Origin of the sequence: Burkholderia territorii, from assembly GCF_001718335.1 — a bacterium.
Taxonomy (GTDB): Bacteria; Pseudomonadota; Gammaproteobacteria; order Burkholderiales; family Burkholderiaceae; genus Burkholderia; species Burkholderia territorii.
This window is the reverse complement of record NZ_CP013367.1, coordinates 593,536-616,954: the sequence shown is the minus strand read 5'-3', so window position 1 is coordinate 616,954 and position 23,419 is coordinate 593,536. Positions and strand designations below refer to the sequence as shown.

Below are 23,419 nucleotides of genomic sequence, written 5' to 3'. Positions count from 1 at the left end.
ACGATTATCGCGCAGCCCGACGCGGCGTAACCTCCGGTTCATCCACTCGATACAGGAGCACGATCATGTCCGCCGTCGTTCAATCCGGCACGTTTCCCATCGCGGGCCGCCGCGTTCACCGCCTCGGCTATGGCGCGATGCAGTTGGCCGGCCCCGGCGTGTTCGGCCCGCCGAAAGATCGCGACGCGGCGCTCGCCGTGCTGCGCGAAGCCGTTGAATCGGGGGTCGATCACATCGACACCAGCGACTTTTACGGCCCGCACGTGACGAACCAGTTGATCCGCGAGGCGTTGCATCCGTATCGCGATGATCTGCTGCTCGTGACCAAGATTGGCGCGACGCGCGGCGCGGACGGTTCATGGCTGCCGGCTTTCTCCGCCGACGCACTGGCCGCCGCCGTCCACGACAATCTGCGCAATCTGGGCCTCGACGTGCTCGACGTCGTCAATCTGCGCGTCATGTTCGACGTGCACGCACCGGCCGAGGGCTCGATCGAGGCGCCGTTGACGGCACTGGCCGAGTTGCAGCGCCAGGCTCTCGTGCGGCATATCGGGCTCAGCAACGTGACGGCCGCCCAGATCGCCGAAGGCCGGCGGATCTGCGACATCGTCTGCGTGCAGAATCATTACAACCTCGCGTACCGCGACGATGACGCTCTGATCGACGCGCTGGCGCGCGACGGCGTCGCGTACGTACCGTATTTTCCGCTCGGCGGGTTCAATCCGTTGCAGTCGTCGACGCTCGATGCGGTCGCCGCGCGGCTCGGTGCGACGCCGATGCAGACCGCGCTCGCATGGCTGCTGCGCCGCGCGCCGAACATCCTGCTGATTCCGGGGACGTCGTCGGTTGCGCATCTGCGCGAGAATCTCGCAGCCGGTGCGCTGACGTTGCCGGACGACGCGCTGCGCGAACTCGACGGCATCGCGGGTGCGCGTGGGTGAGTGCAGCAGGGCGGGCGGCCACACGGCGGCGCGATCGCGCTATGTCCGGTCGCGATTGCGTGCGCGCGTCGCGCCGGTGATGACCGCGATGCCGAACAGAATGACGGCGACGATCTCGACGATGTGCTGCGAGACATGCAGCGTCATCAATCCCCATGCGACACCGGCGATGAAAATGATCCAGCCGAGCAGATAGATAAGCAGCGTCATCGCTTTTCTCCTTGCGGTTCGGGTTCGTCGTGCGCGGGGCCGTTGCGCGGCATGCCGTTCTATCCGGCCACCGCTTCGCGCACCTGCACGCCGAGGCGTTCCATCAGGCGTTGCGCGTCGAACGGTGCGTGCGTTTTCGCATCGTTGTCGAAGTAGCAGTACACGTCGCGCGTTCGCGCGCGCGGCGGCGGCAACGCCGGCGCGGCGAGATGCGCATCCGCGGGCTGCGCGCCGCGGGACCATGAATCGATCCGCGCTGCCCAGCGGTCGAGTGCGGCATCCGAGTATTCGCCCGAGTATTTCGTTTCAGTGCCGTGCAGCCGCATGTAGACGAAGTCCGCGCTCAAGTCCTCGAATTGCGGCCACGGTTCGGTCGAATCGGAGATCACGAGCGCGACCTTGTGCCGGCGCAGCAACTGCACGAACGCCGGATCGACGAAGCTCGCGTGGCGTACTTCGATCGCGTGCCGCAACGCGCGCTTGCGATCGATCTGCAGATGGGGCGTCCTCACGCGCGCGTCGTGCCGCTTCGCAAGGGCGAGGGCGGCTTCGGTATCGTGCGGCAGCATGCCGAGGAAGCGCGCGATGTGGTCGGGGTCGAATCGCAGCGACGGCGGAAATTGCCAGAGTATCGGCCCGAGCTTGTCCCGCAGCGCGAGCAGACCCTGCGCGAAAAAGTTCGCGCACGCGACCGTCGCGGTTTCATCGCGAAAGCGCAGCATGTGGGTCAGATAGCGCGCGCCTTTCACGCTGAACGTAAAAGCGGGCGGCGTTTCGTCGTACCAGCGTCGCCAGCTGGTGAGCGATTGCAGGCTGTAGTGTGTGCCGTTGATTTCGATCGTCTGCATCCGGGCCGACGCGTATCGCAGTTCAGCGGCCTGCTTCAGCCCTTCCGGATAGAAGGTGCCCCGCCAGCCGTCGTAGCGCCAGCCCGAAATGCCGATATGAATGTCGCCCGGTTTGCTTGTCACGTCGCTGCCCGTCGGTCCGTTGAATCCGCGTTGCGGCGAGCAAGATGCGTGCCGCGGCCGGGGCAGGAAGCCGCGTGCGTCGTGTCGGACGCGGTGCTGGCCGACGACAGCGAATCGTTTCTTTCGACTGCCTGCTACGTGGTAGCCGACGTTCGGAACGGTAAGCGGCCGGGCTGGCCGGCCGCACGCGACACATACATTACGATGCCGACAACCGCACCGATACGCCGGTCGCCGTATAAACCGGCGTCGCGTTGAATCCGTCGACGGTCACCGTCGCGAACTTCGCGGAAGCCGCCGCGCCGTCGATCAGTGCGATCGTGTCGCCCGCCTTCGGCGCATAGCCGTTCACGAACTTCACGTGCAGCGTGCCGCCGGCGACGGTGAGCGGGCCGCCCACGCGCAGACGGCCGCCGCCGTTGCCGTCGATGTCGAGTTCGAGCGTCGTGTTGTCGAGCTGCGTGTAGCGTGTCGCGATCGTGACCGGCGCGGCGGCGGCGATCTTCACGCTGCCGCCTGCACCGACGTATACGTCACCGTTGCCGAACGCAGTGGCCGATGCCGCGGCGAGCGTGCCGCCGCTCACCTGCGTGCCGCCCGTGTAGCTGTTGTTGCCCGCGAGCGTCAGCGTGCCGGTGCCTTGCAGCGTCAGCTTGCCGGCGCCCGCGATGTCGTTGCGCCACAGGTCGGCCGCATTCAGCCCGCCTTGCGACGCATCCATCGACACGATCACGTTGCCGTTGAATGCGCCATAACCGTCGGCGGCGGCGAACAGGTTCAGGCGGCCCCAGCCTTCCGCGTCATCCATCACCGGATAGCCGGACGATATTTCGGTCGTCTTCAGCACGACGCGCCGCTGGTCGGCGCTCAGGTACGGGAAGCGCGTCTGCAGCAGGATCTCCGCGCCCTTCGGCACGACGGGCGGCGCGCCGGTCGATTCGATCGCGCCGAAGCCGAACGTCATGCGGCGCGCGAAGGCGGCCTTGTTCGTCGCGTAATCGGCGAAGCGGTCGGTCGCCGTCGTGCCCGAATGCGCGAAGGCGGCGAACGTCGTGCCGGTCGTCCCCGTGAGCTGCTGCAGGGCCTGGTGCGCCTGGGCATACGCGGCCTGCGCATCGCTTGCATACACGGCCAGGTTCGCCGCGCTGACGGCCAGCGCGAGCATGCGCCCGCCGATCACGTCGAGCGGCGAGTGCATGCCGGCAAGGATCCGGTTCTCGCCGAGTTCGAGGCCGCGGCTGACCATCTCCTGGAAGCGTTCCGGCACGAGCCACGCCATCGTCATCGCGTCGCGCATCGCTTCGGCCGTGTGGCCGCTGATGAAGCCGCCGTCGGTCGCGGGCGTCGTGCTTTCTGCCGGCACCAGCGTCGGTGCGACGACGACGCTCGTGCTCCAGCGATACGGGCGCGCGTATTTGTAGAAGCGCTTCGTCGGTTCCGTCGACGCGTTGTTGCCCATTTCGTTGAGCAGGTCGACCACCTTGCCGAAATTCGTGTTGGTGCTGCCGCCGACACCGGTGTTGTTGCCGCTGTCGTTGTACAGCACCGTGGTTGCGTCGGCGGGCACGCTGGTGATGCTGGTCGTTTGCTGGGCGGCCGTGCGCCACGCGTCGGTGAGCGGGCCCATGCCGTCGGTCACGCTGTAGCCCTTGCCGCGCCGGTCGTCGAAGTAGGCGGCATCGGCCTGCTGTTGCGTGCGCGCGGTCGTCGCGTTGACGACATATTGAACGTTGGCCGCCAGCACCGTGTCGTTCAGGATCGTGCCGCACGGCGTGCCGCTGCCGGGCAGGCCCGAGCAGGTCGACGGCGAGATCGCCGGAAACGCGCCGTTGGCCGGTGCGCTCACGCCGGCATCGACAAGCATCGTTGCCGGCTGCCACAGGTCCAGGAAGCGGCTCACCACGCGCACGGCCGCGTTGGTCGACAGCGTCGCATAGCGCGCGTCGCCGCGCTGGTTGGTCGCGATGTTGTCGACGAAGGCCGGCACGCTCGGCACGGGCGCGCTGTCGACGAAGCCTGGATCGGCCGGCGGGGCCGGCATGGCCGCGCTGGTCGTGGCGGTCGACGCGACATCGTCGCCGCCGCCGCATGCGGCGAGCACGATCGCGCTCGACAATGCTGCGACGTGCAGCGGGAAACGGCTTCGTGACGCAAACATGCAATGCTCCATCCTGAGTGTCGAAGATGGCGGATTGTCGTGGGCGATCGTGACGCAGCCGTTACGGATTTGTTTCGGGTCGCGGTCGATGCGCCCGATTTCTCACTATTTGGTGAATTCGGGCTGCTAAACATGGCGGCACGGGGAAATCGGTTGGTTGGCGATGTCGGATCGCGCGTGCGCGCGTGGTCGAAAAGACGGGCCGCCGGAACGGTCAGGCCGTTTGGGCGACCGATTCCGCATCGGCCCGGCGCACGCGGTTTCTGCCCTGGCGCTTCGCCGCATAGAGCGCGAGGTCGGCCTGATGCGACAGCGCGTGCACGGAGCGCGGGTGCGCACGGTGCGCGGTCGCGTAGCCGATGCTGACCGTGAACGCCGGAATCGTCGCGTCGAACCCATCGAGCCGGTTGCACTCCACGGCGCGGCGAATCGCTTCGGCGACTTTCGCGGCGCCGCTTTCATCGGTATCGGGCAATACGACGACGAATTCCTCGCCGCCGTAGCGCGCGGCAAGATCGCCGCGCCGCCGCGTATGCGCGCGAATGCACTCCGCGAGAAAGCGCAGCGCCGTGTCGCCTTGCGCGTGACCGAAGCGGTCGTTGTACTGCTTGAAGTGATCGGCGTCGATGAACAGCACCGACAGGCTGTCGTCGCTGCCGCGTTGCAGCCGCGCCCATTCGTCGGCGAGCGCGGCATCGAGCGCGCGACGATTGTGCAGGCCCGTGAGCGGATCGATACGCGTCAGGTCGGTGAGCAGCGTCTGCTTGCGCAGGTTGTCCCGCAGCGCGAACGCGAGCAGCCACACCACCGCGCAGAACAGCGCGCCGATGACGGACGCGGATACGCCGACCGTCCACATCAGGTGCGTGGTGCCGGCCAGCACGTCGTGCTCGGCCGGTGCGACGACCGCGATCAGCGGCGTGCCGGGCACCCGCTGGAATGTGTAAAGCCGCATGATGCCGTCGATGCTCGAGCGCGCGGCATAGAAGCCCGATTCGCGGCTCACCATCCTCTCGAACGCCTTCGAGCGGCGCAGGCGGATCATCTGGTGATCGGTCAGCGGCGGGTTTCGCGCGAGGATCGTGCCGTCCGCGCGCAGGATCGCGCTGACGCCGTGCGGACCGACGTTCAGGCGGGACAGCAGCCGATCGAAGTACGCGAGGTCGACGGCAACCACCGCGATCCCGTCGAACGTGTGATCTGCCCGCTTGATGCGCCGCGACAGCGCGATCGATTCCGTGCCGCCGCGCGAACGCGCGCGATACGCCTCGGACACGTAGAGGCCGACGTCATCCGCATCGCGATGGACCTTGAAGTAGTCGCGATCGCTGAAGTCCCAGTTGTGGGTCGAGCTGCAACAGCCGTCGATCAAACGGCCGTAGCGGTCCGTCACGCCCATGCCGGTCACGTATTGCGCGGCCGTGCGTTCGAACAGTACGTCGTGACGCAGCCCGGCGTCCATGCGTGCGACGGCGGGGTTGCCGAGATTGGTGGCGAGTGCGACCAGCGCATTGTTGGACGTCTCGACGGTGCGCGCGATCTCGCTGACCAGCACGGCCGCGATGTTGCGCGACGTCTCGTGCGCATGTCCGACGACCTCGCTGCGCGCGGCCCACAGCGTCGCCGCGCTGATGCCGAGCGCCGCGAGCGACATGAGCGTGCCAAGCACGCCGACGATCAGGTGGTTGCGGCCGGCCCAGTCGGCAATTTTCTCGATCGAAATGGATGCAGGCATTGCTCGCGCTAGTGCTCGTGCGGGAAGCCGGCTGCGACCGCAGCGGCGCTGGTCAAATCCGGGTTAACGGCACGGTTACCCGGAAATCGAGGCCGGCAGGCGAAGCAACGAGCGTACGGAATGGCGCAAACGTGTGCGACCGGCGCGCGCCGGCCGCGGCACGCCGCGCGCCGCGAGCGCAACGACGGGCCGCTGCGCGGAATCAGTCGAGCCCGCCCTGGCACAGGTACTTGATCGACAGGTAGTCGTCGAGGCCGTAGCGCGAGCCTTCGCGGCCGTAGCCCGATTCCTTCACGCCGCCGAACGGCGCGGCTTCGCTCGCGAGCGCGCCTTCGTTGATGCCGACGATGCCCGTCTCGAGCCGCGCCGACACGCGCGCGATGCGGCGCACGTCCTGCGAGTAGAAATAGGCGGCGAGGCCGAACGGCGTGTCGTTCGCGGCGTCGACGGCCTCGTCCTCGGTATCGAAGCGAAACAGCGCGGCGACCGGCCCGAAGGTTTCCTCGCAGGTCAGTTGCATGTCGGCGGTGGCGTCGGCGAGCACCGTCGGCGCGTAATAGTTCGGGCCGAGTTCGGCCAGGCGTTTGCCGCCGGTGAGCACGCGCGCGCCGCGCTCGATGGCATCGCCGACGTGGCGTGCGATCTTGTCGACCGCGCGCGCGTTGATCATCGGCCCGATCTGCGCGGCAGGGTCGGTCGCGGGCGCGACCCTCAGCGCGGCGACGCGCGCGGCGAGCTTCGCGGCGAACGCGTCGTAGACGCCGGCCTGCACGTACACGCGATTCGGCGACACGCAGGTCTGGCCGCCGTTGCGGAATTTGGCGGCCATCAGCCCGTCGATCGCGGCGTCGAGTTCCGCATCGTCGAACACGATGAACGGTGCATTGCCGCCGAGCTCCAGCGACAGCTTCTTCAGCGTTGCCGCGGACTCGCGCGCCAGCAGCTTGCCGACGAGCGTCGAACCGGTGAACGTGATCTTGCGCACGCGGGCGTCGGCGAGCCAGTCGGCCACCGCATCGATGCCGCGTTCGCGTGACGCCGCGATCAGGTTCAGCACGCCGGGCGGCACGCCCGCTTCCTGCGCGAGGAAGGCGAGCGCCAGCGCGGTGAGCGGCGTGTCCTCCGCCGGCTTCGCGACGACCGTGCAGCCGGCGGCGAGCGCCGGTGCGATCTTGCGCGCGATCATCGCGAGCGGGAAATTCCACGGCGTGATCGCGGCGACGATGCCGATCGGCTCCTTTACCGCACTGAGCCGCTTGCCGCGCTGCTGCTGCGGAATCAGATCGCCGTAAGCGCGCGTGGCTTCCTCGGCGAACCAGAGAACGTACGACGCGCCGTACGCGACTTCGCCGCGCGCTTCGGCGAGCGGCTTGCCCTGTTCGCGCGACATCAGCTTCGCGAGATCGTCGGTGTGCGCGACGATCGACGCATGCCAAGCGCGCAGGATCGCGGCCCGTTCTCGGGCGGGTGTCCCGCGCCATGCGGGCAGCGCGCGCGCGGCCGCATCGGTCGCGGCGCGCGCGTCGGCCGCGCCGCTGTCGGGCGCGTGCGCAACGGTCTCGAGCGTCGCCGGATCGGTGACGTCGAAGCGGCGGCCGTCGAGCGCGTCGCGCCAGGCGCCGTCGATCAGGTTGGCGGTGCGAACGAGTTCGGGGCGGGCGAGCGTAAGCGGCATGACAGGTCCTTGGATGGAGCGGTTCGGTGACGACGGCCTCGGCGCGGGCGCGCGACTATCCGGCGCGGGCGGCGGGCCGCCGCGTTCGTGGATGCCGCGCGCCGGCCGTCAGTGACGTTCGCCGAACAGCGATTCGAGCGGGTAATGCCGTTTGACGAACGGCGACTTGATGATCACGTAACTGAAATACTTCTCGATGCCGATGTTCTGCTCGAGCAGCCCTTCGACGATCGTCTGGTAATGGCTCACGCTGCGCGTGATGAACTTGAGCAGGTAGTCGTAGCCGCCGCTCGCAAGGTGGCATTCGACGATCTCGTCGACGTTGCGGATCGCCGCGACGAAACGGTCGAAGTCCTCGCGCCGGTGGTCGGCGAGCGTGACCTCGGTAAACACCACCTGCACGTCGCCCAGTTTCTCGAGCTGGATGTGCGCGCCGTATCCGCCGATATAGCCGGCCTTCTCGAGCCGCTTCACGCGGATCAGGCAAGGACTGGGCGACAGTCCGACCGCATCGGCCAGTTCGACGTTGGTCATGCGGCCGCGCTTTTGCAACTGGGAGAGGATGCGCAGGTCGATGCGATCCAGCTTGCTGTCCGTCATGTTCGCGTGAGAGGGAAAAAATGGAATGTCCGGTTACTTTAGAGTCGAAAGATGGCCGCCACAAGCCCGGCTTTCCCTTGGCCGCTCAGGCCGGTTGCGCGTGCGCGGCGTCGAGCGCGCGCTGCACGCCCGGGTCGGCCAGCACGTCGTCGAGCGTCTTGCGCACACGTTCGAACATCAGGTCGAATTCGCCTGCCGTGAAGCTCAGCGCCGGCGCGAATCCGAGCACGCCGTCGCCGAACGCGCGAAACACCACGCCGTTCGCATACGCGGCGGCGGCGATCCTGTCGGGCACGTTCAGCGCAGGGTCGAAGCGCGTCTTGCGGGTCTTGTCGGCCACCAGTTCGAGCGCGCCGAGCAGGCCGGCCGAACGCGCGTCGCCGACGAGCGGATGCGCGCGCAGCGCATCGAGCCCGGCGGCGAACCGCGGCGCCATCGCCTGGCCGTTCGCGAGCAGGCCGCCTTCGTGATAGAGCTTCAGCACTTCGAGGCCGATCGCCGCGCTCACCGGGTGCGCGGAATACGTGTGGCCGTGGCCGACCGCGGCCGATTCCGCGCGGCTGCCCGCAATGCCTTCATAGATTTCGTCGGACATCAGCACCGCGCCCATCGGCGCATAGCCGGCGGTCAGCCCTTTCGCGACGGTCATCAGGTCCGGGTCGACCTGCTCGGTCTCGCATGCGAACAACGGGCCCGTGCGGCCGAAGCCGGTGATCACCTCGTCGGCGACGAACAGGATGCCGAGGCGCCGGCACGCGTCGCGCATCGCCTTCAGCCATCCGGCCGGCGGCACGATCACGCCGCCGGAACCCTGCACGGGCTCGCAGAAGAAGGCCGCGACGTTGTCCGCGCCGAGTTCGGCGACCTTCGCATCGAGCGCGGCGACCGACGCGGCGATCAGCGCCTGCGGATCGTCGCCGAGCGGGTGGCGATACGGGTAGGGCGACGGGATGTGATGCTGGTCCGCGCGCGGCAGATCGAAGTGACGGTGGAACGCGGGCAGCGCGGTGAGACCGGCGCCGATCGACGACGAGCCGTGATAGCCGCGCTCGAGCGCGATCATGTGCTTTTTCGTCGGGCGGCCGGTCGCGTTGAAATAGTGCGTGATGAAACGCACGGCGGAGTCGATCGCATCGGAGCCGCCGAGCGTGAAGTACACGCGGTTCAGCGACGGCGGCGCGAGCGCCGCGAGCCGTTCGGCCAGCTCGATCGCGGGTTGCGAGCCGAAATGGAAATAGCCGGTTGCGTACGGCAGCTTCGCCATCTGTTCGGCGGCGGCCTTCACGATGCTGTCGCGGCCGTAGCCGACGTTCACGCACCACAGGCCGGAGAACGCATCGAGCAGCGTATGGCCTTCGGCGTCGCGCAGGAACACGCCTTCGGCGGATTCGAGCACGGTGACGCCGCGCGCCTCGTGCGCACGATAGTTGACGACGGGGTGGATCAGGTGTTGACGATCGGCTTCGATCAGCGCGGCTTGGTTCATGGCAGTGCGGGACTCTCGTCGGGTGTCAGCGTGAGGTCATGCTACCGGGCGAGACATCCGCACGCGTCTTCAATTTGCGCGCTGAAACGTATGAAAGCAGTGTTTGCACGGGGCGCTTCGGCATTTTCTGCTGCGCGCTACGACGGGCCGGGGCGAGCGCGTCAGTAGCCGCGTGCGCGATCGACGACGCCGATCATCGGCTGCCCCGCGCGATGGCGCGCGAGGTTCGCGAGCACGGCATCGACCGCGCTGTCGGGCCGCGTCGCGCTGGCGATGTGCGGCGTGATGCGAATGCGCGGATGCGTCCAGAAAGGATGGCCGGCCGGCAACGGCTCGGGGTCCGTCACGTCGAGGATCGCGCTGTCGAGCCGGCCGCTGTCGAGTGCGGCGAGCAGCGCGGCGGCATCGAGCTGCGGGCCGCGCCCGACCTGCACGAGCGATGCGCCCGCCGGCAGCGCGTCGAACACGCGCGCGCCGAGCAGGCCGCGCGTGTCGTCGGTGAGCGGCAGCAGGCAGATCAGGATGTCGGTGCGGGCGAGGAACGCGTCGAGCGCTGCGTCGCCCGCATGACAGTCGATGCCGTCGAGCGTGCGGGGCGTGCGGCTCCAGCCGGCGCACGGAAAACCGAAGCGCCGCAGCGTGTCGAGCACGGCCTGCCCGAGGGTGCCGAGCCCGAGCACGCCGACGCGTCGCGATGCGGCCGCGCGCACCGGCTTCTCGCGCCACACGTGCTCGCGCTGCTGCGCCGCGTAGTCGAACAGGTCGCGATGGATCGTCAGCACGGCCTGCGTCACGTATTCGACCATTCCCTCGACGATGCCCGGCTCGATCATCCGCACGACCGGGATGTGCGCGGGCACGCGCGACAGGTCGAATTGATCGATGCCGGCGCCGACGGAGAACACGATCTCCAGATTCGGCAGCAGCGCGCACGGATCGTCGGGCGGTTGCCACGCGGCGAGATATCGCACGGTTTCCGGATCGCCGAGATCCGGCCAGATCCGGAACGCGAGGTCGGGCGCCTGTTGCGCGAAGCGCTGCGCCCATCGCGCGCCGCGCACCGGGTCGGCCTTGTAGAGAAAGCTCATCGCGTGCCGCTCAACCGAGCGCCTGATTGACGATCGCGAACGCGCGCAATGCGGGATCGCGGGCGGGCGCCGCGCCGCGCGCCATCGCGACGACGGTGTCGACGCGCGGCAGGCCGAGCCCTTGCAGCCAGTCGGACAGCCCGCTGTCGCCCGGTACGTCGAGGCGCACGAACATCCCTTCGTGCAGCGCGAGCCAGTGGCTGATCAGCGCCTGCGCGCGCAGCGCGTCCGGCGCGATCACCGGGCCGATCACGTGGCCGCGGCCGAAACGGCGGAACAGCGCGAAGCCGAGCAACTCGCCGTCGCGATCGAGTGCGATTCCGTTGGCGACGTCGAGCAGCGCATCGATCACCGTGTCGCGCGGGTAGCCGGCCGCGCGCGACGCGAGTGCGGCCAGGCGCGGCCCGTCGTTGGTGCCGAGCGGCCGCAGGCGCTCGCCGGGCGGCAGCGAGATCAGCGGCGGCTGGAACGCGGCGCCCTGGTGCTGATCGATCGTGCCGATCGCGTCGAAACCGAACTTCACGTAGAGCGGCTCGCCCGACGGCGTCGCATGCAGGAAGATCGTGCGCGCGCCGAGGCTGTCGACGACGCGTGCGAGCAGCTCGCGGCCGATGCCGCGGCCCTGGCGCTCGGGCGACACGATCACCATGCCGAGCGAAGCGTGCGACTCGCCGAAACGCCAGCCGAGCGCGGTGCCGACGATGCCGGATGCGTCCTCGGCGACGAAGCCGCTGCCGAGCTGGAATGCGAAGCGCCAGTCCTCGAGCCGGTGCGGCCACTTGACTGCCTCCGACAGCCCGTGCGCGGCGGACAGGTCGGTTTCGGTGAACGGGCGATAGGTGAGCGTGCTGGAAGAATTGAGGTCGGCCACGCCGGGCTCCGGATGGGTAGGAATGACACATCGACTCTGCCAGCGCCGCCACGAATCGGATAGGACGATTCGCCTGTTTTGCGGCGTCGGACGGCGGCCGTGCGAGATCGACGCAAACCGGGTCGACCGGTGCGCACGAACGCGTGCTTCATGCCGGCGCGGCCCGCTATTCCGACAGCTTCTGCTGTGGGAATGACACTACGATAAAAACGCGGCGGTGCTGCCGCTCGCGGGCGAGCCGTGCCGGGCGGTTGCCGCACGGCGGTTGCGTGAAGTCCGCCGGCCGGTGCGCGGCGCCGCGTGCGGCCGCGCCGCAGATCGTGCTGCCCGGGGCATGCAACACGCGGCGAATCTGCGTTTCGAGCGGCGTCGAACGACGTGCGACCGGCTTTTTGCCCTGATTCAATTCCGTTGAAGCCATCCCGTCCCCGGCGCTGCCGGGGTTTCATACCGACAGGACCCGACCATGATCCAATTTGAACCGAAGTACATCACGTTCGACTGCTACGGCACGCTGACCCGCTTCCGGATGGCGGAACTGGCGCGCGATATCTACGCGGACCGGTTGTCGCCGGTCGCGATGGAGGAATTCGTGCGCGCGTTCGCCGCGTATCGGCTCGACGAGGTGCTCGGGGCGTGGAAGCCGTACCGCGACGTCGTCGTCAACGCGATTCGGCGCACCTGTGCGCGGGTGGGCGTGAAGTTCGACGAAGCCGAGGCCGAGCGCTTCTACCACGCGGTGCCGACCTGGGGCCCGCATCCGGACGTGCCGGCCGGGCTGTCGCGGCTGGCGTCGAAGTACAAGCTGGTGATCCTGTCGAACGCAATGGACGAACAGATCATGAGCAACGTCGACAAGCTCGGCGCGCCGTTTCATGCGGTGTTCACCGCGCAGCAGGCGCAATCGTACAAGCCGCGCATGCAGGGCTTCGAATACATGTTCGGCCAGCTCGGCTGCAAGCCCGAGGACGTGCTGCACGTGTCGTCGAGCCTGCGCTACGACCTGATGACGGCCGAGGATCTCGGCATCAAGCATAAGGCGTTCGTCAATCGCGGCCACGAGCCCGGCACGCCGTTCTACAACTATTGCGAAGTGTCGGACATCGGCCATCTCGCGACGCAGCTCGGGCTGTAAGCGCGAGGTTCGTTGCCGGCGAACCGCGACGCGCTGGAACACGCGCACGCGGCATGCCGGCAGCGCTGCAGGATCGTGTCGACATACGTATCGCGCACGTCATCCGTCGTTGTGCTCGCCGACCTGCGCGACGCAGCGACCCGTTTCGCCCGCGCCGACCCGGTTCGCGCCTTCACCATCCCGGCAAGCCTCGCGCGCCGCATATCGAGGCTGCATCGTCTCCGACTCTCTCTCACGTCGCGCCGGCAAACACCCGGCGTGAATTCGAACACGCCGATCCCGAACGCGCGAGCGGCCGGATCGCGCGGCGGCAGGCCGGTTTCGAAAGCACGACGCAATGATCTGAATTTTCGTACGAAGGCACGGGACGGAACCGTGAGGTCGCCCGGCCGTCGAGTCGACGCGAGCAGGCCGGCCGGACGCGCCGGCCACGTTTGAGTGCCGAGCGGGCCGTGTTGTCGGCTCGATTCGCGGCGGGCGTCGCTTGACGATTCCCCATCGCCCTGCCGCCGGTTGCCCGATCGGCGCGGCATCGCATCGCGCAAACGCCGGCAGGTGCGCTCGCGCAGCAAATCATGCTGCGCGGGTGGCCCAAAACGGTCGAATCGTGTGGTGCAGCCGCCCCGAATCGCGACAACCCGCATTTTGGCGATGCTTAAATGAACTCAATGCGCATGACGTCGCGCCCGCTACCAGCAGGCGGCCGCGACGGGTTTCTCGAACCACGCTGGACCCCAGGACCCACTTTCCACAGTCAGGAGCAGTTCGGATGAGCGACGATATCGACAACGGCGGCACGGGCGGCTTCACGCGCCGCGACATGATGCGGGTCATGGCGGCGAGCGGCATGATGGCCGTCGGCGGCGGCGGGCTGCTGACGGGCGCGCGCTCGGCGTTCGCCGCGCCGGCACCGAAGCGCGGCGGCAAGATCCGGGTCGCGAACGAATCGAGTTCGACGGCCGATACGCTCGACCCGGCCAAGGGCTCGACGGGCGCCGACTACATTCGTTTCTTCATGTTCTACAGCGGCCTCACGCAGCTCGATGGGAGCCTCACGCCGCAGATGAACCTCGCCCAGTCGTTGCAGACGACCGACGCGAAGACGTGGATCATCAAGCTGCGCAAGGGCGTCACGTTCCACGACGGGAAGCCGGTCGGGCCGGCCGACGTGGTGTTCTCGCTGATGCGCCACAAGAACGCGGCCACCGCGTCGAAGGTCAAGCCGCTCGCCGATCAGTTCGCCGATGCGAAGGCGAGCGGCCCGGACGAGGTCACGCTCACGCTCGTCAGCGCGAACGCCGATCTGCCGGTGATCCTCGCGACGCCGCAGCTCGTGATCGTCAAGGACGGCACGACCGACTTCAGCACCGGCATCGGTTGCGGCCCGTACAAGCTGAAGTCGTTCAAGCCGGGCGTGTCGACCGTCGGCGTGCGCAACGACAGCTACTTCAAGCCGGGAATGCCGTACCTCGACGAAATCGAGCTGATCGGCATCAGCGACAGCGCCGCGCGCCTGAACGCGCTGCTGTCGGGCGACGTGCACCTGATCAACGCGATCGATCCGCGCTCGACGCAGCGGGTCGCGTCGACGCCGGGCTATGCGCTGCAGGAAACCAAGTCGGGGCTCTATACCGACCTGATCGTGCGCAGCGACAACCCGATCACCGCGAATCCCGATTTCGTCGAAGGGATGAAGTACCTGTTCGATCGCGAGCAGATCCGCTCGGCGGTGTTCCGCGGCTACGCGGTGATCGGCAACGACCAGCCGATCCCGCCGGGGCATCGCTACTTCAACGCGTCGCTGCCGCAGCGGCCGCACGATCCGGACAAGGCGAAGTTCCTGTTCCAGAAGGCGGGCGCGCTGGGCGCCACGCTGCCGCCGATCTATGCGACGTCCGACGCGAACGGATCGATCGAAATGGCCGTGCTGCTGCAGCAGGCCGGCCAGAAGATCGGGCTGAACCTGCAGGTGAACCGCGTGTCGCCCGACGGCTACTGGTCGAACCACTGGATGAAACACCCGCTCGGCTTCGGCAACATCAACCCGCGCTCGAGCGCCGACGTCGTGTTCACGCAGTTCTTCAAGTCGGATGCGCCGTGGAACGAGTCGGGCTGGAAGAACGCGAAGTTCGACCAGTTGCTGCTCGCCGCGCGTTCCGAAACCGACGACGCGAAGCGCAAGCAGATGTACGGCGACATGCAGGCGCTCGTCGCGCAGCAGTGCCGGGTCGGCATTCCGGCCTTCATCAGCTTCCTTGACGGCTACGACAAACGGCTCGCGGGCCTCGGCTCGATTCCGACCGGCGGGATGATGGGCTTCATGTTCGCCGAGCACGTGTGGTGGAACGCCTGAGCCGGGTGCGTGCCGCCGCCGCACGGCCGGTGCGGGTGACTGCGCCGGTCGCGCACGGCCTTTTCCGGAGTGCCGCTTCATGAATCGAATCCTGCTCGGACTGATCGGCCGGCGCATCGCGGTCACCGCGCTGACGCTGCTGATCGTGTCCGCGATCATCTTCACGATCACGAACCTGTTGCCGGGCGACGCCGCGCAGGCCGCGCTCGGCCAGTCCGCGACGCCGGAGACGGTCGCCGCGCTGCGTCAGCAGTTCGGCCTCGACATGCCGGCCCACGTGCGCTACCTGCACTGGCTCGCCGGGTTGCCGCACGGCGATTTCGGCCGCTCGCTGTCGGGCGACATGCCGGTGTCGGCGATGATCGGCGGACGCCTGCCGAAGTCGCTCGCGCTCGCGGCGATCACGACCGCCGTGTCGGTGCCGATCGCGCTGCTGCTCGGGATCCTCGCGGCGGTCAAGCGCGAGTCGGTGGTCGATCGCGTGATCAGCCTCGGCACGCTGTCGCTCGTCGCGACGCCGGAATTCCTGATCGCGACGGTCGCCGTGCTCGTGCTGGCCGTGAAGCTGCACTGGCTGTCCGCGCTGTCGTACGGCGGCCCGATCGACAGCCTGCATGATTTCCTGCGGGCGTATGCGATGCCGGTGCTGACGCTGTGCGCGGTCGTGATCGCACAGATGGCGCGGATGACGCGCGCCGCGGTGATCGAGCAGTTGAGCGCGTCGTATGTCGAGATGGCCGTGCTCAAGGGGGCGAGCCCGGCGCGCGTCGTGCTGCGTCATGCGCTGCCGAACGCGATCGGCCCGATCGCCAATGCGATCGCGTTGAGTCTGTCGTATCTGCTCGGCGGCGTGATCGTCGTCGAGACGATCTTCAACTATCCGGGCCTCGCGAGCCTGATGGTCGATGCCGTCGGCAACCGCGATTTCCCGCTGGTCCAGGCGTGCACGCTGATCTTCTGCGTCGCCTACCTGACGCTCGTGCTGTTCGCCGACCTGTGCTCGATCGTGTCGAACCCGAGACTGCGGACCTGAGCGTTCCGTCCTCCTTCCGAGATGCCGCCCATGCACCCGACCGAACCCGTTCATCGCAGCAGCGCGCTGCCGCCGTCCGGCGATCAGCCGCCGCCGTGGAGCGGCGCGACGCCGCCCGCCGCACCCGCGCCCGACCACCCGCGCAAGCGCCGCGCCCCGCGCATGGCACTGACGACCGGCGGCCGTGTCGGCTTGTCGATGGTCGCGCTGATGCTGTTCATCGCGGCGTTCGCGCCGCTGCTTGCGCCGCACGACGTCGGCGCGATCGTCACGCCCGACGTGTTCGCGCCGTTCAGCGCGAAGCTGCCGTTCGGCTCCGACTTCCTCGGCCGCGACATGCTGAGCCGGATCCTGTACGGCACGCGCCTGACCGTGCTGCTCGCGCTCGCGGCGGTGCTGCTCGCCGCGCTGACCGGCACGACGCTCGGGCTGCTCGCGACCGTGTCGGGCCGCGCGGTCGACGAGACGATGAGCCGGCTGCTCGATGCGCTCACGTCGATTCCGTCGAAGATGTTCGCGTTGATGTTCGTCGCCGCGTTCGGCTCGTCGCTGCCGCTGCTGGTCATGACCGCGGCGGTCAGCTACATGCCGGGCTCGTACCGGATCGCGCGCGCGCTGGCGGTCAACATCAGCACGCTCGAGTTCGTGCAGGTTGCACGCGCGCGCGGCGAAAGCGCGCTGTACATCGCGTGCGTCGAGATGCTGCCGAACATGATCCACCCGATGCTCGCCGATACCGGGCTGCGCTTCACGTTCGTCGTGCTGCTGCTGAGCGGCCTGAGTTTTCTCGGGCTCGGCGTGCAGCCGCCGTACGCGGACCTCGGCTCGCTCGTGCGCGAGAACATCGCGAGCCTCGGCGACGGCTCGGCCGTCGCGATCATGCCCGCGGTCGCGATCGCGATCCTCACGGTGGGCGTCAACCTGTTGATCGACGGCCTGCCGCATCGCGGCCGCCGCAAGGGCGCGGCCGCTGCCGCCGGAGGACACTGATGCGACACGATTCGACTCCGCTCGTCGAGGTGCGCGGGCTGCGCGTGGTCGGCGGACGGCCGGGCGGCGAGGAAACGACGATCGTCCACGGCGTCGACTTCGATATCGGGCGAGGCGAGGTGCTCGCGCTGATCGGCGAATCGGGCTCCGGCAAGACCACGATCGCGCTGTCGCTGATGGGCCATGCGCGTGCCGGCTGCCGGATCGCCGGCGGCTCGGTGAAGCTCGGCGGCACCGATGTCTGCACGTTGCCCGCACCGGCGCTGGCCGCGCTGCGCGGCCGCAGGGTCGCGTACATCGCGCAGAGCGCGGCCGCCGCGTTCAACCCGTCGCGCACGATTCTCGACCAGGTGATCGAGAGCGCGCTGATCCACAAGACGCTGTCGAAGCGCGACGCGCAGGCGAAGGCGGTCGAACTGTTCCGCGCGCTCGCGCTGCCCGAGCCCGAGACGATCGGCAAACGCTATCCGCATCAGGTGTCGGGCGGCCAGCTGCAGCGGCTGATGGCCGCGATGGCACTGATCACCGATCCGGAGCTGGTGATCCTCGACGAGCCGACCACCGCGCTCGACGTGACCACGCAGATCGACGTGCTGCAGGCGTTCAGGAGCGTGATCCGGCGCTATGGCATGAGCGCCGTCTACGTGTCGCACGACCTGGCCGTGGTCGCGCAGATGGCCGACCGCATCGTCGTGTTGAGCGACGGCGTGATCCGCGAAGCGGGTGATACCGAACAGATCCTGCATGCGCCGACGCATCCGTACACGCAGAGCCTGATCGCCGCGGTGACGCCGAACGATGCCGAACGCGAATCGACGGCGGCGCGCGCGGCGCCTGCGCCGCTGCTCGACGTGCGCGGCGCGGTCGCTGGCTACGGCGGCCGGACCGCGAAAGGCTGGCCGGCGAAGGTGATCCTGCACGAAGTGGACCTGCGCATCGGGCGCGGGCAGACGGTCGGCGTGATCGGCGAATCGGGCTCGGGCAAGACCACGCTCGCGAAGGTGATCGCGGGCCTCGTGCCGGCGACGGCCGGTCGGATCCTGCTCGACGGCGAGCCGCTCGCGCTCGATATCGCCCGGCGCACCAAGGAGCAGCACCGTCGCGTGCAGATCGTGTTCCAGAACGCCGACACCGCGCTCAACCCGGTGCATACCGTCGAGCGCACGCTCGCGCGGCCGCTCGCGTTCTATCACGGGATCAAGGGCGCGCGTGCGCGGCAGCGTGTCACCGAGCTGCTCGAACTCGTGCGGTTGCCGCAGGCGGTGGCCGCGCGGCGCACCGGCGAGTTGTCCGGCGGGCAGAAGCAGCGCGTGAACCTCGCGCGTGCGCTTGCGGCCGAACCCGACCTGATCCTGTGCGACGAGGTCACGTCGGCACTCGACACCGTGGTCGGCGCCGCGATCATCGATTTGCTGCGCGACCTGCAGGCGAAGCTGGGCGTGTCGTACGTGTTCATCACGCACGACATCGCGAAAGTGCGCGCGATCAGCGACGACATCGTCGTGCTGTACGCGGGCCGTCGCGTTGAAACGGGTAGCCGCGACGCGCTGTGCGCGCCGCCTTATCACCCGTATTCGCATCTGCTCGTGTCGTCCGCGCCGGAGTTGCGCGCGGGCTGGCTCGACGATGCGGCCGAGCGTTGCCACCGCCCGCTCGTGCCGATCGGCGCGAACGCCGACGATGCCGATCTGTGCCCGTTCCTGTCGCGTTGCGCGATGCGGGTGGACGGCGTGTGCAACCGGACGGCACCCGCGCTGCGCACGCTCGAGAATGGCGCACAGGTGCTGTGCCATCGCAGCGAGGAGGATCTCGCACGCTTCCAGGCCGAACCGGCGAAGCACGTCGCGCCGGTGCAGCCGGTACGTCCGTAGCATGCCGAAGCGTGCGTCCATCGCAGGCGCCGATGCGGCGCGCAGCCGTGCCGCATAGTGTGCTGCGGCGGTCGTGCAAAACGGTGGATCGTGCGCGTGCCGTGCGCGAATACGCGGCAACCGCGCTTTTTGACGGTGATTAAATGGCTTTCAGCGGGCGATCACCGATCGCTGTCGACGCAATGCTCGAGAAGGATCCGATGAAATTCGAATCGTACTGGCTGGATACGCGCCCCGCGTTTCGCGCAGGCTGCGAAGGCCCCGTCGACGGGCGTGCCGACGTGGCCGTGATCGGCGGCGGCTTCACCGGCCTGTCGGCGGCGCTCGCGCTGGCGCAGCGCGGCGTATCGGTGGTCGTGCTCGAAGCCGCGCAGATCGCGGGCGAAGCATCGGGCCGCAACGGCGGCCAGTGCAACACGGGCGTCGCGCAGGACTACGCGTCGCTGGCCGCGCGGATCGGCGCCGAACCGGCAACGCAGTTCTATCGCGCGTACGAAAGCGCGGTGAAGAGCGTCGAGGCGATCGTCGCCGAACATGCGATCGACTGCGATTTCCGCCGTGCCGGCAAGCTGAAGCTCGCCGCGAAGCCGCAGCATTTCGCGGGACTGGCGAAGACGTTCGACGCGCTGCGGCGCGACGTGGATCCCGACATCGAGCTGATCGAACCGTCGCGGATTCGCGATGAAATCGCGTCCGACGGCTTTTACGGCGGGCTGTTGCAGCGTAACGGCGTGCAGATGCACATGGGCAAGTTCGGCGTCGGCCTCGCGCAGGCAGCCGTCCGGGCGGGCGCACGCATCTACGAGCAGGCGGCCGTCACGCGGCTCGAGCGGATCGACGGCGAGCGCCACGCGATCACCAGCACGCGCGGCACGCTCGTCGCCGATCGCGTGCTGGTCGCGACCGGCGCGTCGCAGCACGGCCCGTTTTCATGGTTTCGCCGACGCATCGCACCCGTCGGCAGTTTCATCGTCGTCACGGAACCATTGCCCGACGCGCAACTGAACCGGCTGTTCCCGCATCGCCGTGCGTACGTCACCTCGCGCCAGATCGGCAACTACTTCCGCGTGACGCCCGACAACCGGCTGCTGTTCGGCGGCCGCGCGCGCTTCGCGATGTCGGGCCCGCGCTCCGATGCGAAAAGCGGCGAGATCCTGCGCGCCGGCATGGCCGGCTATTTCCCGGAGCTGGCGAACGTGCGGCTCGATTACTGCTGGGGCGGGCTGGTCGACATCACCGCCGACCGGCTGCCGCGCGCGGGCCAGCATGACGGGCTCTATTACTCGATGGGCTATAGCGGCCACGGCGTGCAGATGGCCGTGCACATGGGCCGCGTGATGGCGGACGTGCTGTACGGCAAGGCCGCATCGAATCCGTGGCGCGAACTCGACTGGCCGGCGATGCCCGGCCATTTCGGGCACGCGTGGTTCCTGCCGTTCGTCGGCGCGTATTACCGGATGCAGGATCTCCTGCACTGAACCGGCTGCCACGGGAGGATTCGATATGACCGCACGATGCATTTGCCTGCCTGCCGTGAACGAAGGCCGCCGCGACGGGGCGCGAGCCGGTGACGGGATGGCCGCGTCGATCGGGCCGTGCCCGATCGCGCATTCCGTCGCACAACGCACTGCCGCCAAGGCGATCGCATGAGGACGGCGAGCATGGCCACCCTGTTCCACGAATCGCCCGAAGGCGCGATGCCGCGCGCACCGCGTGTTCCGCAGCCCGTCTCGCCGGCGATCGGCGACGTGCTGCGCACGATCGATGCATCGTTCGCGCAGCCGCTTAACCTTGACACGCTCGCGGCCGTGGCCGGATTGAGCGTGTCGCGTTTCACCGCGCGCTTTCGCGGCGAGGTCGGCGTGTCGCCGCACCGGTATCTGTGTCTCGTGCGGGTGCGACGTGCGCAGGATTTGCTGCGCGCCGGCCTGGCGCCGTCGGTCGTCGCGACCGAGGTCGGCTTCTTCGATCAGAGCCATCTGTGCCGACATTTTCGGCGGGTGCTCGGCATCACGCCGCGCGATTACGTGCGGGCCCGGCCCGGTGACGCGCCGGTGCGACCGTCGTCGATGCGTACGCGTGCCGAACGCCGCGACGTGTCGTGTCGCGTTGCGTAGGCGCGGTGCGGGCGACATCCGCCAACAACGATTTCCGATACCGCGCGACGAGGTCCCCGACGACATCGTCGCGCACAGGGCAGGAGCAGAAATGACCGCAGTGTTCGTGTTGCACCGTGCCGACGGCACGACCAATCCAACCGCCTTCCGCAAGCAGGCATTCGGCGAGCGCGATCCGTTCGCGCGACATCGGGAGATCGCGTGGGAAGGGCCCGACGCGATGGCCGCCGGGAGGATCCGTTTCGCCGGCGAGTTCGACGTCACGCGTTATCCGCACATCGAGACCCTCATCGTCGTCGAAGGCGAACTGACGCTGGAAGCGGCGGGTGCGGCGGCGTTGGTGCTGGGCCCGGGGGAAGGGGCCGTCATCGGCGCCGGCACGGCGCTTCGCGTCGCGGCGGAATCGCGCGTGCTCGTCATGTTCTGCGCCGCCGCGTGCACTGAACCGACGAAGCGCGGCGTGTTCGCGCTGCGCGCCGACGCCGACTTCAAGCCGTCGGCGTCGCTGCCGCCCGAGGTGCTGCTCGGCCCCGCGCCGCAATGCCGCAGCGACAACGTGTTCATCGACGACGGCGCCGCGTACTGCGCGGGCACATGGGATTCGACGCCCTATCACCGGATCGTGCGCCCGCATCGCGCGAACGAGTTCATGCTTCTGCTCGCCGGCAGCGTACGGTTCGCCGCGCCCGACGGCAGCGTGCTGTCGCTCGGCGCCGGCGACGCGCTCTTCGTGCCGCGCGGCGCATCGATCGGATGGGAAAGCAGCGAACGCGTGGCGAAATTCTACGTCGTGCAAAACGTCCACGTATCAACCGAACGAGACTGAACATGTCCCCTCCGTTGCGCCAAATCGAAACGCCGTCCACGCCGCCGGCTTCGGCCGACGTCGTCGTGATCGGCGGCGGCATCATCGGCGTTTTCACCGCGTACTACCTGGCCCGGCGCGGCGTGTCGGTCGCGCTGGTCGAGAAGGGCCGAATCGGGGCCGAGCAGTCGAGCCGCAACTGGGGCTGGTGCCGGCAGCAGAACCGCGACGAACGCGAATTGCCGATGGCGAGCAAGAGCATCGATCTGTGGGAGCGCTTCGCCGCCGAATCCGGCGAAGACACGGGCTTTCATCGCTGCGGGCTGCTGTATCTGAGCAACGACGAGGCCGAGCTGGCGCGCTGGGCCAGTTGGGGCGAGTTCGCGAAGACGGCAGGCGTGACGACGTACATGCTCGACAGCAAGCAGGCCGGCGAGCGCGGGCGCGTGACCGGCCGGCCGTGGAAGGGCGGCGTGTTCTCGCCGAGCGACGGCACGGCCGACCCGGGAAAGGCTGCGCCGGCCGTGGCGGCCGCGTTCATGAAGCTCGGCGGCAGCGTCAATCAGCACTGCGCTGCGCGCGGCATCGAGCTGGAGGGCGGGCGTGTCAGCGGCGTCGTCACCGAAGCCGGCGTGATCAAGGCCAGGACGGTCGTGCTCGCCGGCGGCGCATGGGCGTCGTCGTTTTGCCGGCAGCTCGGCATCCGCTTTCCGCAGGCGTCGATCCGCCAGTCGATCCTGAGCGTGTCGCCCATCGAGCAGCGCCTGCCGGATGCGCTGTACACGTCCGGCGTGTCGGTGACGCGTCGCGGCGACGGGCGTTACGCACTGGCCATCAGCGGCCGCGCACGCGTGGACGTGACGCCGCAGTTCCTGCGATTCGCGCCGCAGTTCGTGCCGATGTTCGCGAAGCGCTGGCGCAATCTGCTGCCGGGCGGCCTCGAAGGGATGCGCGGCGGACACGAAACGCTGAAGCGCTGGCGGCTCGATGCGCCGACGCCGATGGAGGCGGTGCGCATCCTCGATCCGAAGCCCGACATGCCGACGATCGCCGAAACGTACCGCCGCGCCGTCGAATTGCTCCCGGAACTTCGCGAATCGACGATCACGCATGCCTGGGCCGGATTCGTCGACAGCACGCCGGACGGCGTGCCGGGGATCGGCGAAGTGCCGGGCGTGCCGGGATTGATCCTGGCCGCAGGCTTTTCCGGTCACGGCTTCGGCATTGGCCCCGGCGCCGGTCACCTGATCGCGGATCTCGCCACGGGTGCGCAACCGATCGTGGACCCGATCCCGTATCGGCCGAGCCGGTTCGGCGATTCCGCGTGGGGCAAGGTCGCCGATTTCTAGTCGGCACACGGCGGCTTCGCCCGTTCGCGGG

The 23,419-nt window shown here is 68.5% G+C and carries 19 protein-coding genes; 10 read left to right on the top strand and 9 right to left on the bottom strand.

The window, feature by feature from the left end:
• The first annotated feature begins 65 nt into the window (after nucleotides 1-65).
• Nucleotides 66-941, top strand: a complete 876-nt coding sequence (locus WS51_RS28805; RefSeq protein ID WP_069230242.1) for an aldo/keto reductase family oxidoreductase — start codon at nucleotides 66-68, stop codon at nucleotides 939-941.
• Nucleotides 942-980: 39 nt separating this feature from the next.
• Here WS51_RS28805 and WS51_RS32670 read toward each other — a convergent pair whose 3' ends face one another.
• The 9 genes from WS51_RS32670 to WS51_RS28765 form a co-directional block, all read right to left on the bottom strand.
• On the bottom strand, nucleotides 981-1,151 hold the full coding sequence (locus tag WS51_RS32670) for a hypothetical protein (RefSeq protein WP_167358015.1): 171 nt from the start codon (nucleotides 1,149-1,151) through the stop codon (nucleotides 981-983).
• Between the two features lie 59 nt (nucleotides 1,152-1,210).
• Nucleotides 1,211-2,122 carry a DUF72 domain-containing protein gene (locus WS51_RS28800; protein ID WP_069230241.1) on the bottom strand — a complete coding sequence of 304 codons (912 nt, stop codon included), beginning with the start codon at nucleotides 2,120-2,122 and terminating at the stop codon, nucleotides 1,211-1,213.
• 199 nt (nucleotides 2,123-2,321) lie between these two features.
• Nucleotides 2,322-4,280, bottom strand: coding sequence for a phosphatase PAP2 family protein (locus WS51_RS28795; protein WP_059945919.1), 1,959 nt, complete (start codon nucleotides 4,278-4,280; stop codon nucleotides 2,322-2,324).
• A 214-nt stretch (nucleotides 4,281-4,494) separates the two neighbouring features.
• On the bottom strand, nucleotides 4,495-6,015 hold the full coding sequence (locus WS51_RS28790; RefSeq protein WP_069230240.1) for a GGDEF domain-containing protein: 1,521 nt from the start codon (nucleotides 6,013-6,015) through the stop codon (nucleotides 4,495-4,497).
• Nucleotides 6,016-6,217: 202 nt separating this feature from the next.
• On the bottom strand, nucleotides 6,218-7,690 hold the full coding sequence (locus tag WS51_RS28785) for an NAD-dependent succinate-semialdehyde dehydrogenase (protein ID WP_069230239.1): 1,473 nt from the start codon (nucleotides 7,688-7,690) through the stop codon (nucleotides 6,218-6,220).
• 108 nt (nucleotides 7,691-7,798) lie between these two features.
• Nucleotides 7,799-8,290 (bottom strand): Lrp/AsnC family transcriptional regulator, encoded by a 492-nt coding sequence (locus WS51_RS28780; RefSeq protein WP_006749694.1) that lies wholly within the window; start codon nucleotides 8,288-8,290, stop codon nucleotides 7,799-7,801.
• 85 nt (nucleotides 8,291-8,375) lie between these two features.
• Nucleotides 8,376-9,776, bottom strand: coding sequence for an aspartate aminotransferase family protein (locus WS51_RS28775; protein WP_059502360.1), 1,401 nt, complete (start codon nucleotides 9,774-9,776; stop codon nucleotides 8,376-8,378).
• A gap of 161 nt (nucleotides 9,777-9,937) precedes the next feature.
• Nucleotides 9,938-10,864, bottom strand: coding sequence for a 2-hydroxyacid dehydrogenase (locus WS51_RS28770; RefSeq protein ID WP_069230238.1), 927 nt, complete (start codon nucleotides 10,862-10,864; stop codon nucleotides 9,938-9,940).
• 10 nt (nucleotides 10,865-10,874) lie between these two features.
• Nucleotides 10,875-11,735 (bottom strand): GNAT family N-acetyltransferase, encoded by an 861-nt coding sequence (locus tag WS51_RS28765; RefSeq protein WP_059541672.1) that lies wholly within the window; start codon nucleotides 11,733-11,735, stop codon nucleotides 10,875-10,877.
• A 466-nt stretch (nucleotides 11,736-12,201) separates the two neighbouring features.
• Between WS51_RS28765 and WS51_RS28755 the strand changes: the two genes are divergently transcribed.
• The 9 genes from WS51_RS28755 (at nucleotide 12,202) to WS51_RS28715 (ending at nucleotide 23,388) form a co-directional block, all read left to right on the top strand.
• Complete coding sequence (locus WS51_RS28755; RefSeq protein WP_069230237.1) at nucleotides 12,202-12,870, top strand: haloacid dehalogenase type II; 669 nt, start codon at nucleotides 12,202-12,204, stop codon at nucleotides 12,868-12,870.
• Nucleotides 12,871-13,639: 769 nt separating this feature from the next.
• Nucleotides 13,640-15,223 carry an ABC transporter substrate-binding protein gene (locus tag WS51_RS28750; RefSeq protein ID WP_059791729.1) on the top strand — a complete coding sequence of 528 codons (1,584 nt, stop codon included), beginning with the start codon at nucleotides 13,640-13,642 and terminating at the stop codon, nucleotides 15,221-15,223.
• A 79-nt stretch (nucleotides 15,224-15,302) separates the two neighbouring features.
• Complete coding sequence (locus tag WS51_RS28745; RefSeq protein WP_069230236.1) at nucleotides 15,303-16,256, top strand: ABC transporter permease; 954 nt, start codon at nucleotides 15,303-15,305, stop codon at nucleotides 16,254-16,256.
• Nucleotides 16,257-16,286: 30 nt separating this feature from the next.
• On the top strand, nucleotides 16,287-17,246 hold the full coding sequence (locus tag WS51_RS28740) for an ABC transporter permease (RefSeq protein ID WP_069230235.1): 960 nt from the start codon (nucleotides 16,287-16,289) through the stop codon (nucleotides 17,244-17,246).
• Nucleotides 17,246-19,117: an ABC transporter ATP-binding protein gene (locus WS51_RS28735; RefSeq protein WP_069230234.1), complete on the top strand. Its 1,872-nt coding sequence runs from the start codon at nucleotides 17,246-17,248 to the stop codon at nucleotides 19,115-19,117. The genes WS51_RS28740 and WS51_RS28735 overlap by 1 nt, the downstream gene beginning before the upstream one ends.
• 200 nt (nucleotides 19,118-19,317) lie before the next feature.
• Complete coding sequence (locus WS51_RS28730; RefSeq protein ID WP_069230384.1) at nucleotides 19,318-20,595, top strand: NAD(P)/FAD-dependent oxidoreductase; 1,278 nt, start codon at nucleotides 19,318-19,320, stop codon at nucleotides 20,593-20,595.
• Nucleotides 20,596-20,778: 183 nt separating this feature from the next.
• Nucleotides 20,779-21,234 carry a helix-turn-helix domain-containing protein gene (locus WS51_RS28725; RefSeq protein WP_059541682.1) on the top strand — a complete coding sequence of 152 codons (456 nt, stop codon included), beginning with the start codon at nucleotides 20,779-20,781 and terminating at the stop codon, nucleotides 21,232-21,234.
• Nucleotides 21,235-21,325: 91 nt separating this feature from the next.
• Nucleotides 21,326-22,060, top strand: coding sequence for a cupin domain-containing protein (locus WS51_RS28720; protein WP_059541683.1), 735 nt, complete (start codon nucleotides 21,326-21,328; stop codon nucleotides 22,058-22,060).
• 2 nt (nucleotides 22,061-22,062) lie between these two features.
• The gene (locus WS51_RS28715; RefSeq protein WP_059541685.1) at nucleotides 22,063-23,388 is read left to right on the top strand and encodes an NAD(P)/FAD-dependent oxidoreductase; all 1,326 of its coding nucleotides are present in this window, start codon (nucleotides 22,063-22,065) and stop codon (nucleotides 23,386-23,388) included.
• Nucleotides 23,389-23,419: the final 31 nt, after the last annotated feature.